This is a genomic window from Waterburya sp. (assembly GCF_058530065.1).
This window is the reverse complement of record NZ_JBZNBU010000319.1, coordinates 1-15,742: the sequence shown is the minus strand read 5'-3', so window position 1 is coordinate 15,742 and position 15,742 is coordinate 1. Positions and strand designations below refer to the sequence as shown.

Annotated in this window: 13 protein-coding genes and 1 pseudogene; 7 read left to right on the top strand and 7 right to left on the bottom strand. The window is 40.0% G+C overall.

What is annotated here, in order from left to right; translation table 11 throughout:
• The 3 genes from AC33VI_RS18945 to AC33VI_RS18935 form a co-directional block, all read right to left on the bottom strand.
• Positions 1–1,945 (bottom strand): GH116 family glycosyl-hydrolase (locus AC33VI_RS18945; protein ID WP_491783816.1); only part of this gene is annotated, 1,945 nt, incomplete at its 3' end.
• A 171-nt stretch (positions 1,946–2,116) separates the two neighbouring features.
• The gene (locus tag AC33VI_RS18940; protein ID WP_491783815.1) at positions 2,117–3,430 is read right to left on the bottom strand and encodes a DUF58 domain-containing protein; all 1,314 of its coding nucleotides are present in this window, start codon (positions 3,428–3,430) and stop codon (positions 2,117–2,119) included.
• Between the two features lie 59 nt (positions 3,431–3,489).
• Entirely contained in the window at positions 3,490–3,945 is a 456-nt protein-coding gene (locus AC33VI_RS18935) for a GatB/YqeY domain-containing protein (protein WP_491783814.1), read from the bottom strand.
• A 400-nt stretch (positions 3,946–4,345) separates the two neighbouring features.
• Here AC33VI_RS18935 and AC33VI_RS18930 point away from each other — a divergent pair, with 400 nt between their 5' ends.
• Entirely contained in the window at positions 4,346–4,792 is a 447-nt protein-coding gene (locus AC33VI_RS18930; RefSeq protein ID WP_491783817.1) for a tellurite resistance TerB family protein, read from the top strand.
• A 14-nt stretch (positions 4,793–4,806) separates the two neighbouring features.
• Here the strand turns inward: AC33VI_RS18930 and AC33VI_RS18925 are convergent, their stop codons facing one another.
• A complete protein-coding gene (locus AC33VI_RS18925; RefSeq protein ID WP_491783813.1) occupies positions 4,807–5,952 on the bottom strand; it encodes a histidinol-phosphate transaminase in 1,146 nt (381 codons plus the stop codon).
• Positions 5,953–6,054: 102 nt separating this feature from the next.
• A complete protein-coding gene (locus AC33VI_RS18920) occupies positions 6,055–6,243 on the bottom strand; it encodes an NblA/ycf18 family protein (protein WP_491783812.1) in 189 nt (62 codons plus the stop codon).
• Between the two features lie 277 nt (positions 6,244–6,520).
• Here AC33VI_RS18920 and gloA point away from each other — a divergent pair, with 277 nt between their 5' ends.
• Positions 6,521–6,943, top strand: coding sequence for a lactoylglutathione lyase (gloA, locus tag AC33VI_RS18915; RefSeq protein ID WP_491783811.1), 423 nt, complete (start codon positions 6,521–6,523; stop codon positions 6,941–6,943).
• A gap of 106 nt (positions 6,944–7,049) precedes the next feature.
• Here the strand turns inward: gloA and AC33VI_RS18910 are convergent, their stop codons facing one another.
• Positions 7,050–8,033 carry a succinylglutamate desuccinylase/aspartoacylase family protein gene (locus tag AC33VI_RS18910; RefSeq protein WP_491783810.1) on the bottom strand — a complete coding sequence of 328 codons (984 nt, stop codon included), beginning with the start codon at positions 8,031–8,033 and terminating at the stop codon, positions 7,050–7,052.
• A 118-nt stretch (positions 8,034–8,151) separates the two neighbouring features.
• On the opposite strand from AC33VI_RS18910, the pseudogene AC33VI_RS18905 reads away from it, so the two are divergent.
• Positions 8,152–9,414: pseudogene (locus tag AC33VI_RS18905) on the top strand (pentapeptide repeat-containing protein).
• 154 nt (positions 9,415–9,568) lie between these two features.
• Positions 9,569–9,982, top strand: coding sequence for a tellurite resistance TerB family protein (locus AC33VI_RS18900; RefSeq protein WP_491783809.1), 414 nt, complete (start codon positions 9,569–9,571; stop codon positions 9,980–9,982).
• Positions 9,983–10,195: 213 nt separating this feature from the next.
• On the opposite strand, the gene AC33VI_RS18895 is transcribed toward AC33VI_RS18900, so the two are convergent.
• On the bottom strand, positions 10,196–12,109 hold the full coding sequence (locus AC33VI_RS18895) for a fumarate reductase/succinate dehydrogenase flavoprotein subunit (RefSeq protein WP_491783808.1): 1,914 nt from the start codon (positions 12,107–12,109) through the stop codon (positions 10,196–10,198).
• A gap of 234 nt (positions 12,110–12,343) precedes the next feature.
• Here AC33VI_RS18895 and AC33VI_RS18890 point away from each other — a divergent pair, with 234 nt between their 5' ends.
• From AC33VI_RS18890 to AC33VI_RS18880, 3 genes are all read left to right on the top strand, one after another.
• Positions 12,344–14,557 carry an Hsp70 family protein gene (locus AC33VI_RS18890; RefSeq protein ID WP_491783807.1) on the top strand — a complete coding sequence of 738 codons (2,214 nt, stop codon included), beginning with the start codon at positions 12,344–12,346 and terminating at the stop codon, positions 14,555–14,557.
• Positions 14,558–14,621: 64 nt separating this feature from the next.
• The gene (locus AC33VI_RS18885; RefSeq protein ID WP_491783806.1) at positions 14,622–15,152 is read left to right on the top strand and encodes a LysM peptidoglycan-binding domain-containing protein; all 531 of its coding nucleotides are present in this window, start codon (positions 14,622–14,624) and stop codon (positions 15,150–15,152) included.
• Between the two features lie 33 nt (positions 15,153–15,185).
• The coding region (locus AC33VI_RS18880) for a hypothetical protein (RefSeq protein ID WP_491783805.1) at positions 15,186–15,742 on the top strand (557 nt) is incomplete at its 3' end.

The window sequence follows — 15,742 nt, the reverse complement described above, 5'->3', positions numbered from 1 at the left end:
GATAGTATTCCCCATTCCAGAGAGTATCGTGATAGAGCGATCGCGCCATATGCAACCAGCTATTATAGATATTAATTTGGTCTTCTATTACCTGTGGGAAGCCTTCTGGTTGTAGGTTGGGATTCATCGGCGGGTTGGCAATCAGGATTTTGCCGATTTGTACTGCTGCTTCTAAGGCTGATATCCACAAGCCACCACAGTAAGTACTGATTCCTCTGAGTCGCCAGTCATCGAAGGTTTGATCGGGTGCGCCAGAGTTTTCGGGAATGCCATCATTGTCGCGATCGAATTTCTTGAGGTATGCCAGGGTTTGAGTAATACTCGACCAACATTCCCACAAGAAGTTATGGTCTTCCCCTGGGGTAAATAAATAATCGCGATATACTTGCAAGACAAAATCGCTGGGTAAATCTTTCCACTGGTTGCAATCTTGATAGGAAGTGTAGTTAGTCTCCTCCCAAGGATGTTCGTTAGGTGCGCCGAGATCGTGGGGTGTTGCGCCGCCTTCTTTACGGATGGCACTCGATCCGTCATAACCCACTATGCGGGGGGTATCGTCGTGGTGAGGAATGGCACGGGCAAAGGCTTCCAAGACGGATTTATCTAGCTTCGACCACAACATCATTAAACCAAACGAACCGTATAAGCGCACGTCTAGGCTTTCATACCAGCGATAGTCCATGCACTCCAGTACCCCAAACTGTCCGACAGGATCGTTTTCGGTTGCAGCCGTCCATAATGTCCCGCCGTCTACTAAAAGATATAGCTCGTTAAACAATGCCATCTTGAACCAGTCGGGTAAGTCTTCTCTTTGCAGGATAGGATTTTGCCAATTCTGTATTCTTTCTCGCCACCAGTCACCGTGTTTTAAGGCAGTACGAATCATCGCCCAGACATTCTTACCATTACGCCCAAAAAAGTCAGTATAGCGACGATAATAGTTAACTCCCTGCTTAAATTCCGTTATGGGAAAGTCCCAAGCCAAGACAAAAGGAATCTGCTTGGTTTGTCCTGGTTTAAGGGTAAAGCGTACTGCGATCGCACTAGCAATTTGTTCTCCAGGTTCGGCGGGGGTTTCGTCTTGAGTATCGGCTAAAGAGCCATCGGCAGCAAAACTAGACCATATTTCCGAGCCATCCCCGTCAGGATTCCACCTTGTTTGATAAAATACTTCTATGCTTGGGTTACTCGCTGTCGCGATCGCAATTTGCCCATCTCCCTCTTCTACTATTTCGTGGGGTTGAATGCGATTTAAGATACAGCCAACGCGAAAATTGTCTTGTATCCATTCGTTATAATTCCCCGTGCTATCCCGCCACTTTGGTTGATATTCATATTCTGGACTACCATCATCCCGTACCTTTACCGTCGGTGATTTTATAGCATTGGTAAACCAGCCAACAATATTTTGCCATGTCAGCATAATACTCAGGGTTATGGGTTTATCTGTCGGGTTATGTACAGTCCAATTAAAGTTAACTATGGGATAGCTGGCTTCCATATAGCTTTCTGCCCAAATCGGCGAAAATTGCTCGCAAGTAATCTCGGATGCAAACACCCCTTGATACTGATACCAACTACGGGGAAACAAGGCACTATAAATCCCCTTTTCTTTGGGATACCAAGCCCAACTAGACAAGGTATTATCTTCTGGTGCTTCGGTAGCTAAAGCATAAGCTTGAGTATTGTCTTCCGTACATTCAAAAATACTAAACTGACAAGCAGGAAGGGACTTGAAAATATGCTCTCCCCCATCCAAATGCCAAAGATTAAAATCCCCTTTACTCGATCTGCCAATACATCCCGCACCCATTCCCCCTAAAGGCATCCCATGCCAAGCACCATCATCTAAATTACTGGCATAACGGACAGTATAGGGTTTTTCCCAGCCTTTACCAATGAGACGTTGCCAAGCACTATTAGGGATTTGTGGATTAGGTGTCATTTGCTTAAATAGAGCGATCGATCGGCATTTAGGATAACAGCTAAATTAAGGATGCACCAGAATATCTCTAGGAGTTTTAACTTTCTTGTAGAACGATTAAATCAATTAGCCGTACAAGTAGATAATAAATTTAAAAATTTGGAAAATTTAGCTTTAAGCTTTTGCACAATATTATCTAAGATTTAATAAGGATTCTTGAATCTTATTTAAAGGCAATATATTTACATTTTCCAGATTAATTTCTCGATAGTCTGTTTCTGATTCTGCTAGTAACAAGACTAATAAAGGAATTTTAAAACTTTGTAATTGCTCGATTAGTTTTTTTCTGCCATCATCCCAACCAATAAAAACACAAATACAACCGCTTAAAAGAGAAAGTCTTTCTAAAACCGCAGCAGTCAAAAACTCGAAAGATTTATCTTGACAGGCTCTTACTCCTGCTAGAATTTCTAACATTTGCTCGCTACTACCTAAGCCTCTACCGCTAGTAAAACAGTAAGATTCTAAGCCGACAAACATCAAATCTAATAAGGATTCTTGAGTATGAAAATCGCAAGCAAAAGAAGCAGCAACGGAAATTGCTGCTTCCAAAATTTCACTTTCGGCTTGAGATTGAAAAGTATCTAAAATTAGGGCGTGACGGACAAAAAATTCGCTTTGTTCTTCTTTAACTACGGGTTTATCTATTTTTGCCCAACTTTTCCAATGAATTTTTCTTAAAGGATCGCCAGGACGATAATCTCTGAGGGAAACAAATTCTTCTGAGTCTCCTACAGAAGAAGCCAAACTTACCGTACCAGATTGTGACATTCTCGAACCAGGAAGATTAATCGCTGGTAACTGATATCTTCTGGGTAAGATTAAGATCGATTGAGGTAAGCTGATAGTTCTAATAGCCCGATAAATATTAAAAGGATCGGCGCGTAAAACGCTAAACCCTATCAGTCTAGCTACTCCCCGATGGGTTGGGGTAATTTCCCCTCTAATAATAGTTTCACTCAGAGGTTTTAAGCTTGGTAAAGCGATCGCACTAGATGTGGCTTTTTTTTCTCTGGCGATCGCATTTAACCAACGGGAATAAATATGAGTCAGAGAATTACTGCCTTTTTTCAGACGTTGGAATTCTGCCAGGGTTAATTTACGATGACCGATTTCTTCGATAAATTCCAATCCCGATTGTGCTTGTTTGGTGTGATTGGTAATAGTCAGTCCATAAGAAAACTTAATTCCGACTGTGGCGAAAGGGGGCAAATTGCGTTTAACGCTGAAACGAAAGCGAAAAAAAAAGCTATAGGCGATCGCGATCGCTAAAATTGCCAATAAGAAGGTTAGCACTTGATAAGCCATGGTTTGCTTGGTGTCCAAACCAATAATTATTGTGGCAGCAATCCCCCCTAAAAGACCTAAACCAACAGGAGTAAAATACTTGAATAACCACTGCTGTTTTTGATAAAGCCAAGCAAACAAAAAATATAGAACTTTCACCTTGTTTGTTTTAATGAAAGCTCTATATTGGCACAGTTATTTTGAGTTCGATGGTAATTTTACGCTAGTTTGCTTCTCACTAACTCTTGGATTTTTTTGCCGTCAGCTTTTCCTTTAAGTTGTTTCATGGCAGGACCCATTACTTTACCTAAGTCTTTGGGAGTGGATGCGCCAGTGCTAGCAATAATTTCGTCAATAATGCTTTCTAACTCACTGTCGCTTACTTGTTCGGGTAAATAGGTTTCAATGATGGCTAATTCTTGAGCTTCTTTATCTGCTAGTTCTTCTCGACCAGCATTTTTGAATTGCTCGATGGAATCGCGACGTTGTTTTGCTTGTTGAGATAATAGTTCTATTTCTTGCTCTGGGGTCAAACTATCTTGACCCTTGGGACGCAATTCTACCTCTTTTTCTAAGATGGCTTTTTTGATGCCCCGTACTGTTTGCAGGCGAACTTTATCCTTTGCCTTCATGGCTGTTTTGATGTCTTCTCCAATTTGTTCTTTAAGACTCATTGTTTTTTCCTTTACATGAGTTTTTTATTATAGACTAATTGTGTATTATTTAAGTAACCTGAATTCGGGATAAGAGAATTACTCGAAGAGAATAGTCTTTAGTCTTTAGTCTTTAGTTCTTAGTTTTTAGCGGGCAGTAATGCCCGTGGTTTACCGCAACTAATGCTGGTGTCTGGCAAATCTTATTCCACGCCCGCCCGAAGGGTTTTTAATCGCTGCTTGTAATACAAATAAGCTTTAACTAATAACTAGTACGGACGTTTCATGAAACGTCCCTAACTAATAACTAGATCGATAGTCAGTAGCTTAACCCGAACTGAGGTTAGGATACATTTGTTAATTACTTTTGGCATTTTGGGCAATATATAAACATAAACAAAAAAATATTGAATATATTGTGATGAATGCAACTACTAAAGCTGTTAATCTCCAAAAAGAATTAAATATCTATTTAACCCCAAAAGAATCTTTTGCTGCCATCATGCTATCAGCCGTCAGCGCAGACGGATATATGGCAGAAGAAGAGTTACAAAGTTTGATGACAACTTTAAGAAGAACTAAATTGTTCAAAGATCGAACCAAAGCTAGTATTGTTACTACTTTGCAGAAACTACTCAGAATTATCAAAATTTATGATGTAGATACCCTTTTACAATTATCTTTGCCCAATTTGCCTGAATATCTGAATGAAACTGTATTTGCTTTGGCAACTGATATTACTCTTGCAGATGGAGCAATGTACGATGAGGAACTTGATATCTTATCTAAGATATCCGATCGCCTGTCTATTCCTGAAGACATGGTCAATCAAATCACTACGGTGATGATGATTAAAAATAAAGGATAATCGTGTTAAATTATTTAACTATTCATTACTAAAAAAACTTGCTTTTCCAGTCTTGCTATGGTGCGATCGTTTTCTGCGGAAGTACCAATAGTAACTCGCAAACCGCCTCCAGTATGTCGGATGAGAGTTCCTTCTGCTTTCAAATTAGTAATTATTTTAGCCAGTAGAATATCTTGTCGATCTGGCTCAATATTTGATAGTCGGAGATATAAGAAATTTGCCTGACTCTGCCACATTTGGAGGTGGCTATTTTTTTGCCAAGCTTGATATACTCGCGCTCTTTCTTGGATGGTTTCTCGGACTAAAGGTAGCAGTAGTTGACGTTGCTGTAGGGCAACTTTGGCAGCTATCTGAGAAAAGCTTGGTAGATTATAAGGCAGACGAATTTTTTCTAAAACATTGATTAAATCGGGATTGGCGATCGCATACCCAACTCGATGGGCTGCCAGTCTAAAAGCTTTGGAAAAAGTCCGCAAGATAACCCAATTGTGACGTTGCCTAATTTCTCCCACTACAGAGGTTTGAGCAAATTCAAAATAGGCTTCGTCTATGACCACTAAAATATCTTCTGGCAAACTTCTCAACCAATCCAACTCTCGTTCTGCTAAAGCATTGCCTGTGGGGGAATTAGGATGCACCACAAATACTACTCTAATTGGCGGGTTATCTGCTGACTCGATCGCCTGTTGTGCTGCTACTAAATCTAAAGAGAAATCCCGTTCGTCTCTGGCAATAGTAACCACAGGAATACCCAAAGTTTTAGCTAAGATACCATACATCGAAAAAGTAGGAGTGGCAACTAAAATCGAACCATTGTCTCCCAAGCAAGTCGCAATTAGAATAGACCTGATTAATTCGTCCGAACCATTGCCCACAGAAATACAATCGGCAGTCAAATCTTCAGTTAAATTTGCCGATTCGGTACTATATGCTGCGATCGCTTCTTTTAGCTCTTGATGGCTGCCATCAGGGTAACGATTGGCTTCTATCTCTTTTTGATATGCCCAAGTTAACTTAGATTTGATATCTGCTGGCAAATCCAAAGGACTTTCGTTAGTATCCAGGCGATCGACAATAGCGATTGTTTCTCCTCCTGGATGAGCTTTGTAGGCAGCTAATTGAGCTAAGTCTGGACGAATAAAAGAGTTGCGATCGCGCATAGATTTTAAATAATTATCTTAAGAGATAAATTATAAAATATTTAGTCTCTAGAAACTACTTTCTTGACTAATGTTGAATTTTAAGTTTTATTCTTAATAATTTTAGTTATGGCGATTGTTCCTTTGTCGGCGAAATAATTTTTTATAGAAATTATCTTTAACCAGCATTTGCTTGTGGAGTTTTACCAATAAATCTTTAGTTTCTTCAGAAGACAGATTTTGAATTTTGGACACAAATACTTCGTGTTTAAATTCTTGTTCTAAAGACAAGCGATCGGAATCAGAGTGCATGATCTATGCTCCTGGGGTATGAAAATAATTATTTAAACTAAGACAAGAACAAACTTAAAATTAAATTTAAAATTTAACTAAACTGAGGGGACTTAATTAAAATCGAAATAACAACAATTATCTCGTTGTTGCTCGCTACAGTAAGAAGGTAACAACTAACCTTAGATTCAGCTTGGTTTTCCGCTCTTTCTTAAGAAAATATTAAAACATAATTTTGGACAACAAAAAAATCCTTTTAATATAGAAAAGGGAATTTAACAACTGGAGAACCAAAAATATGAGAATGTTACATACCATGTTGCGAGTGGGAGACTTAGAAAAATCGATCGCTTTTTATTGCGACATTCTAGGAATGAAACTGTTACGTCGCAAAGACTATCCTGGTGGAAAATTTACCCTAGCATTTGTGGGTTATGGAGAGGAAAAAGACAATACAGTCATCGAACTTACTTATAATTGGGGAGTATCGGAATACGACCTAGGAAAAGGTTACGGACATATTGCTTTGGGAGTCGATGACATTTATGGTACTTGCGATCGCATTAAAGCCGAAGGAGGTAAGGTAACTAGAGAGCCTGGTCCGATGAAACACGGTACTACTGTAATTGCCTTTATCGAAGATCCTGACGGTTACAAAATCGAACTGATTCAATTAGGCACTCAAGGATCGGCGCAAAAAGAAGCAGCAGCAACGGCTTAGTTTTGGTAGTAGTTAGTAGTTAGTAGGTAGTAGGTAGTTTCTCTAACTGACTACTGCCTTCTCCTTTCTAGGAATAACTTATGTTTTCAAAATCAACCTAGAATTGCTATGCCTGGTCGGAAAAATTAAAACCTTCAGTGTGAATTGTGGCTAAATGGATAATGGCATCCCCTTGGTTGACTAAAGGATTTTGGGTATAGCTAATTACAATTCCTTCAACTGTTGCTCGGACGGGAACTCTTTTCTCGCCAAAAGCATTAGTTATAAAACCCAATTCTTGTTTTTTAATTACTTTTTCTCCCAAACTAACTTCGAGGTGAAAAATCCCCCCACAACTAGCTCGAATCCATTTACTGGTTTTACTTTCTAAAGAAAGAGTTGAACTAGATATTAATTCATCGCGATACATTTCCAAACAATCCATGACTCGCAAAATTCCTTTAACGCCACATTCGATGGCGAAAGGATCGAAGCGCAATGCCTCTCCTGCTTCGTACAACAATACGGGAATACCTTTTTTGGTGGCTGCATGACGCAAAGAACCAGATATAGTTTTGGTGTGGATGGTTACAGGCGCGCCGAAGGCTTTAGCACAACGATAGGTGGTTTCATCTTCTAAATTAGCGCGAATTTGAGGTAGATTAATGCGATGGACGGCTGCGGTGTGGAGGTCGATTCCATGAGTGCTGCGAGCGACGATTTCTCGCATAAATAGATTAGCCAAACGAGAAGCTAAAGAACCAGTTTCTGACCCAGGAAAAGAACGATTGAGATCGCGGCGATCTGGTAAATAGCGAGACTGTTCGATAAAACCAAAGACATTAACAATAGAAACTGCAATAATCGTACCGCGTAATTTTTTGGGGTCTATTCTACCTAAAATTTGGGCAATGATTTCTACCCCATTAATCTCATCTCCATGAATAGCAGCACTTAACCACAATTTGGGACCAGATTCTATGCCATTAATTACGGTAATGGGTAAAGATACTAGAGTTTGAGTAGCCAAACGACTCACTGGCAATTCAAAACGACGTAATTGTCCTGGGGCAATTATTTCTTTGGCAATTTCGATTGTATTGTCAGACACGGAGATTATTCTAGATTAATATTTATCTTTAAGGTAGATTATCTCAAGCCATAGTAGGAATACTTTTTTGTCAGTTAAGGTGTAGCATTGTACAAAAATTGATAAATATCTATAGGTAATGAAGGACAAGTCCGATATTCAGCCAGAAAACATCGCAGAATCAGCTAAAGATAACACAGAAGGGAAAGAAGAATCTTTATCCTTGGTTAAATCAGAATCTTCAGAACCAGTTGAAGTTAAGCGCAACACAATCGCCAAAAAAAAAAGTAATGCTAATAAAATCAGCTTTTCCCAGTCTCAATTAATTGCGATCGCAATTTTTTTAATGGTTTTGGGTCTGTGGTTTCGTCTTCCCTGGTTGGGTTTAACCAGTGCCATTTCTGCTCTATTGCTATCTTTGGGAGTTGTTTTTACTTCCGTTAGAGGTTGGGTGCAAAAATTCTTGACCATTCAAGAAAGAAGGACAATTTTAGCGTTTTTTGGCTTTGTAGCTGCGATCGCAGGACTGTGTAATTATCTTGGTATCTATCGCAATATTGGTAGTTGGCTGACTCAGTTTAAGTACGATGAATTTGGCTCTTGAGCGGATTGGATCGGTGCTTTGGGGCAAATTTTAATTGCTATCTTGGCGGTATATGTAGCTTGGGCGCAATATGTTATTTCTAAAGACTTGACTATTCAACAAAACCGCATTACCCAACAGCAAACTATCGATACTTATTTTCAGGGAATTTCCGACTTGACTCTCAATGAAGAAGGATTATTAGAAGATTGGCCTCAAGAAAGAGCGATCGCTGAAGGAAGAACTGCTTCCATTCTCTCTAGTATTGATGAAAATGGTAAGGCTAAAGTCATTCGTTTTTTGTCTCAATCTCGCTTATTAACTCCTTTAAAACGAGATAATCGCTTGGGCAGAGCTATGCTTGATGGTAGTGGTGGATATTCAGAAGATCGTCCTTTTGGTACTAGAGTTATCGACTTGGGAGTGATGTTGGCGGGTGCTTATTTGGTCGGGCAGGATTTGCGCTGGACGGATCTAAGCGATGCTAACATGGTTAGGGCAAATCTCAGTCATTGCGATCTAGTCAAGGCTAACTTGGCTCGTACCGTACTCTACGAAGCCAATCTGGCGGGGGCAGATCTGAAAGGAACTCGTTTGTTTTATGGCTCTTTAGAAACTGCAACTCCCCGTAGTATTTCTCAAATACCAGATTTTGAAACGGGCAAACATACGGGAGTGGTCATAGAAAAGGCAAATTTTTCGGGAGTAAAACGTCTGAGTGAAGAACAACGTTATTATATTTGTTCTTGGTGCGGTGAAAAGTCTCGGACTACAGTTCCTGGAGGCTGCGAAGGTATTCCCAATCGTTTGGGACGTTAATTCATTGACGATTCAATATTGATTAATCAAGAAAAGAGTATTTTGTTTAAATTGTTTTGATTTTAAATAAGAAAAAACGATCGCGAGGTTAGGGAATTTTTGTTGTTTTCTAAGATTTAGATAGTAACAAATTAATATAATCAAATTAATAACTATGTCTTCTCTAACTCAAAAGGGCGATCGCAGTTTGTTTGAGATTTTGGTAGCAGTAGCTTGGATTGACGGACGAATCCAACCCGAAGAAAAAATTTTATTAAATAAAATAGCAACAGAAAACAACTTAGAATTTTCTGAAGATTTATTAAACAATAGCAGTGGTAATGCTAGCGATCGCTGCTACGATTTATTGAAAGACTATTTAGGACAGCATCCTACTTCCGAAGACTATCAATATTTGCTTTCAGCCGTAAGTAGTCTGATTTATAGCGATAATGATGTTGCCACGGAAGAAGCCTCTTTCCTAACTCAAATACAAAATCTAGCTCCTAACGAGCGATCGAGTCATTCTATCTTCGACAAATTAATTGCCAAGATTCAAAAACTCTATAGACAGAGCATTAATAGTTAGAATCTAACTCACGTTTAGGGATTTGGCTTTTTCTGATTCTGGATGATTAGGTGACTGGGTGACTGGGTGACTGGGTGACTGGGTGACTGGGTGACTGGGCGCTACTACTCACTACTCACTACTCACTACTCACTATGAAATTAATTTTGCGAGACAGCGTGTTGCGAGTTCGTAACCCGTTAAAGCGACTGTCGAGGGCGCACGACTACTTACCTATTTATAGCTTCGTTGAGTTAGTTCCACATTAGCAAAGTCTAATTGTTCTTGATGTAAAACTGGGTTGGTTTCACCTCCTGTATATTGCCAAGCAGCTACATAAGAATAATCGCGATCGTTGCGTTGTGCTTCTCCTTCGGCAGTTTGACATTCTTCGCGGAAGTGCGCTCCACAAGACTCTTGTCGATTTAAAGCATCTCGCGCCATTAATTCTCCTAATTCCAGAAAGTCTGCTACTCTGCCAGCAAATTCGAGATTTTTATTAAAGCTATTGGCATCCCCAGGAATGGTAACGTTTTGCCAAAATTCTTGGCGCAATTCTTGAATTTGGGTGATCGCAAGGTCTAATCCTGCTCGATTGCGAGACATTCCCACATAATCCCAAAGAATACGACCTAATTCGCGGTGAAACTCTGCTACGGTTTTATTTCCGTTAATGTTTAATAACTTGTTAACATTTTCCTTGACCGATTCTTCCGCAGCAATAAAAGCATCATCAGTGGTTTCTACGGGAGGCAAATCAGTACTAGCAATATAGTTACCTAAAGTGTAGGGAATTACAAAATAGCCATCGGACAAACCCTGCATCAAAGCACTAGCACCCAGACGATTTGCACCGTGATCGGAAAAATTAGCTTCTCCTAAAACGTGCAAACCAGGAATAGTACTCATGAGATTGTAGTCAACCCACAAGCCTCCCATAATATAATGAACGGCGGGATAAATCCGCATCGGTACTTCATAGGGATTTTCCCCTGTGATGCGCTGATACATTTGAAAAAGATTGTCATAGCGATCGCTAATAGTATTTTGACCTAATTTTTTGATAGAATCGCGGAAATCTAAATATACTGCCAATCCTGTTTCTCCTACTCCTCTACCTTCATCGGTGACTTGTTTGGCATTGCGGGAGGCAACATCGCGGGGTACTAAATTACCAAAGCTAGGATATCTGGTTTCGAGATAATAATCTCTTTCTGCTTCGGGAATGCGATCGGGATGGCGTTTGTCTCCTGGTTGTTTGGGTACCCAAACCCTACCATCATTGCGCAAACCTTCGCTCATCAAGGTTAATTTAGATTGATTTTTACCCGATACTGGTATACAGGTAGGATGGATCTGAGTGTAGCAGGGGTTGGCAAACAAAGCCCCCCGTTTGTAACACCGCCAAGCAGCAGTTGCGTTGGAATTGCGGGCGTTAGTAGAAAGATAGTAAACATTGCTATAGCCCCCCGTACAAAGTAATACTGCATCCCCTGCATAACGTTCGATTTCTCCTGTGAGCAAGTTACGAACGATAATTCCTCTGGCTTTGCCTTCAATTAAAACTAAATCCAACATCTCTCGACGAGGATACATGGTAATTTTCCCTGTGGCAATTTGCCGAGACATGGCACTGTAAGCCCCTAATAGTAGCTGTTGCCCTGTTTGTCCTTTGGCATAGAAAGTACGAGATACTTGCGCCCCACCAAAAGAACGATTTGCCAATAAACCGCCATATTCCCTAGCAAACGGTACGCCTTGGGCTACACAATGGTCGATGATTTGATTGCTAATTTGTGCCAAACGATAAACGTTAGCCTCGCGAGAACGATAGTCGCCCCCTTTGATGGTGTCGTAAAATAGTCGCCAAACAGTGTCTCCATCGTTGGGATAGTTTTTTGCCCCATTAATTCCTCCTTGGGCAGCAATACTATGGGCGCGACGGGGGGAATCTTGGATGCAAAAACTTTTGATGTTATAACCCAATTCTGCCAAGGTAGCAGCAGCAGAAGCACCAGCCAAGCCAGTACCGACAATCAGAATTGTATGCTTTTTTTTGTTTGCAGGACTAACCAACTTGCAACGATCTTTGTAATAGTCCCATTTATCTTGAAGTTTGCCTGGGGGAATTTTTGGATCTAGTTTCATCAAAAATGTAGTGTTTTTCTTTGCAGGTTAAGCTATCAATATCTTAACCAAGTCTTGGGATTAAAGATTAAGTAGATCTGGTTGATTTGAGGTTTAATTGCTCAATTAGTTACAGTCACCTACCGATCTGGCAAATTTTGATGTAAAAAGTTCCTGTATGGGAACTATAAAAATAGGAAACTGCTCTAAGTATCTTGAGTTTAGGGTACTAATTGCGATCGCTAGGAAGATAATATGGGAAAAATAGTTGGTATTGATTTGGGGACAACTAATTCCGTTGCTGCTTTTAAATTCGCCAATATAGAAATCGTCACCGCACCCGATAATACAGCCCCAGATCGCAAGCTGACTCGTTCTGTAGTAGCTTCTGAGGGCGATCGCTTGGTGGTAGGTAATGATGCTTATTTTCAATTGAAAGCCGATCCTGAAAATGTAATTGTTTCGATTAAGCGTTTGATCGGTAGGGGCTTTGGCGACAGGGTGGTACAAGAACAGTTGAGCCGTTTTGGCTATCAGATTTCTCAATCTAGTCAGGGTACGGAAAATAGTTTGGCGGTGTGGTTAAACGGTCAAGAATACGAACCTGAAGATATTAGTGCGGAAATTTTAAGAAAAGTCGTGCAAAATGCGATCGCCCATCAAGCAACCTACCAACAATCGGGAGATCTAACTATCGATCGGGCAGTAATTACCGTTCCCGCTTATTTTAATGACAAACAGCGCAAGGCAACTCAAATTGCAGCTAATCGGGCGGGATTGCAGAATTCTGAATTATTACCAGAACCTACCGCAGCAGCTATTTCCTATGGTTTTAAACCCGATGGAGAGGAGGTTAAAACTATTTTGGTTTACGATTTTGGCGGGGGAACTTTTGACTCGTCAATTGTGACTGCTGCGGGAAATCAATTTATTGAGTCGGGCAAAGCAGGAGATTTGTGGCTGGGGGGTGACGATCTTGACGACTTGATGATGAAATTTATCAAACAACAAGTAGCAATCATCGAAGACTTGGAAGATATTGATCGGGCGATCGATGCCATGCCTCGCCACCACCGAGTTCGTTTCCTCGGAGAATTGAAATTAGCTGTGGAACAAGCCAAGATCGATCTCAGTGAAGATCCGACGGCGAAAATTAGAATTGCCACTCCTTTATTAGACGATCTGGGAATTCCCCTAGAAGCGATCGATTTGGAAATTACTCGCCAGCAGTTTGAAGGGATAATCGCCCCTTTAGTAGAGCGATCGATCGCCGTTTGTCAGGATACGATTAAATATTCCGACTATCCCGCAGACACGATCGATGCGGTACTTTTGGTAGGTGGTTCTGCTCAAATTCCTTTGGTACAACAGAAAGTTAAAGAAGCATTTGGTGAAGACAGGGTAGTAGTTCATCCTCGTCCAATGTATGCTGTAGCGGAAGGGGCAGCAATTGTGGCAGCAGGATCGGTTGAAAAGGTAGGTACGGTATCTCGCGATTATTGTCTGGAATTGGCTAATGGCGATCGCCATACAATTATTAGAATTGGCGATATTTTACCAGTGCGAACTAGTCATACTTTTAAAACCGAAGCGGAAGGGCAGGGGTTAATTCACTTTAAGTTTTATAGTCCAGATCGAGTTAATCAAAGGGAGCAAGAGAGAATTGGCGATATGTGGCTGGCTTTGCCCAAATCCTATCCTCAAGGTACAGAAATTTTGGTTATAGCTGAATTAGACGAAAAAAATGGCTCTCTACAAACTACAGCTTTTTTAAAAAACGATCCTACGGTTAAAGTTAGTTGTTCTTTGTCTACTGGGGGAGAGGATGAAACAATTTCTCGGGAAGTAGAGGAAATTATCCAACAACTCAACCAAGATGGCAATCTGACGGAATATGGAGTCAAGGAAGCCTATCGTATCGCAGGAGAAACGGTCAAAGCTGCCAACCAAATTAAGTCTGCCGATGGCAATGTTTTGCCAGATCGAGCTATGATTGCAAGGGAAAAATCTCAAGCCCTAAAAAGGTTTGCCGACGATGATTATGATGTGGCAGAGTTTTATATCAGATGTTTGAGGTTTATTGCAGGGGAATGTGGTTTTATGTTGCCAGTGGATTTGCGACAAAGACTCTCCACTCTCTCTCGGGATCTAGAAGGTGCTACTGCCAATCATCGTAAAGGAGAAATGCACAAACTTTGTGAAGATGCAGCACAAGAATTGGACAATCTTCCCGAAAGAGTTTCCCTGATTTTAGCCTGTCGCAATGGAGTTTCTAGAGTTCACCAAATAGAACCAGATCGAGGCAGAATTATGGCTGGTAAATTATCTCAAATGATTGAAGCAATACGTCAGGAAAATGATTATGAAGCAGACAATATTTTTAAGGATTTGAGTCAAGATATTCGTCCTTATTTAGACCTAGATTTGCCCGATGCCAAAAATATCATTGTTACGGGATTAACTAGGTAGGTTAGTTGTTAGTTAGGGGCGGTTCGCGAACCGCCCGTACAGTTGTTAGTTGTTAGTTTTTGAGATGAGCATAACCTGTCCTGTATGCGATCGCTCGCCAGTTACTGAAATGATTTGTCCTAATTGTGGGACGGATCTTTCTAGCTATCAGATGTTAGTTAATTTGCCAGTACAGGAGGAAACTACTCCAAACCAGCGGTTTTTTCTTTTGTGGTTTTCCGTAGCAATTTTGCTTGTATTATTGGGGTTGGGTTTGGTGTTGGTTGGTAAATCAATTGTTGCCAGACAAATAATAGAAAATTCTCAATCTGATAACAAAGTTATTAGTTCTATCGAAACAACTACGGCTTCAGAATTGATTTCAATGATTGCTATTAACCAGCAGAACAATAATAGCAGTAGCAACTATTTTTCAACTTGTAGTGGTTTTAAATATGTAGTGCGTTCGGGTGATTCCTTATCATTAGTTGCTAGTCGCTTTTATGGAGATTTTAATTATTTATCTTTAATTGGAAATGCTAACTTACAATTACAAGGAAGAGAAAGTGATATCAAAATTGGCGAGCATATTTTTATTCCCAATCTTGATTGCTAATATTTGAGAGTCAATTGGGTTAATTTTAGCAAGATGATTTTATATTTTTTGGGGATATTGTTTGGCTTGGTCATAGTTTTATTTATTTGGGGTAAGAAATATTATCGAGCCAACGTACTTTACAGAGAAGCAAATCAATTAGAAAAACAAAATAGTCAAGATCCAGAAAATGTAAAACAACTCAAACAAGCATTAGCAATTTATAATCAATGTTATAAGTTGCTGCCTCATTCTATTGTTATCCAAGCTAGAGCAAGATGTCAGCAAAGAATTAATAATTGCGATCGCTTTAAACAATTGTTAGTTGTGGCTCGAAATTATAATCGCCAAGGTTTCTTTGACAGAGAATTAGTAGAATTAGTTAAAGCTCAACAGCTTTTTATTACGGAAGAATTAAATACTGCTATAGTTCAATGCCAAGCAGGTATTGTCAAACAACAAGAATACGAACAAAATTGCGCCAGAGTCAAACAATTAACTAGAGAAGGAAAATTGTGCCAAGCGTTCTCTTTATTAGAATCTACTTTAGTAAGTTTCAATCGCCAAGACGGGCAAGAATTATTAACCAAATTAGATCGAGTACTGCAAAG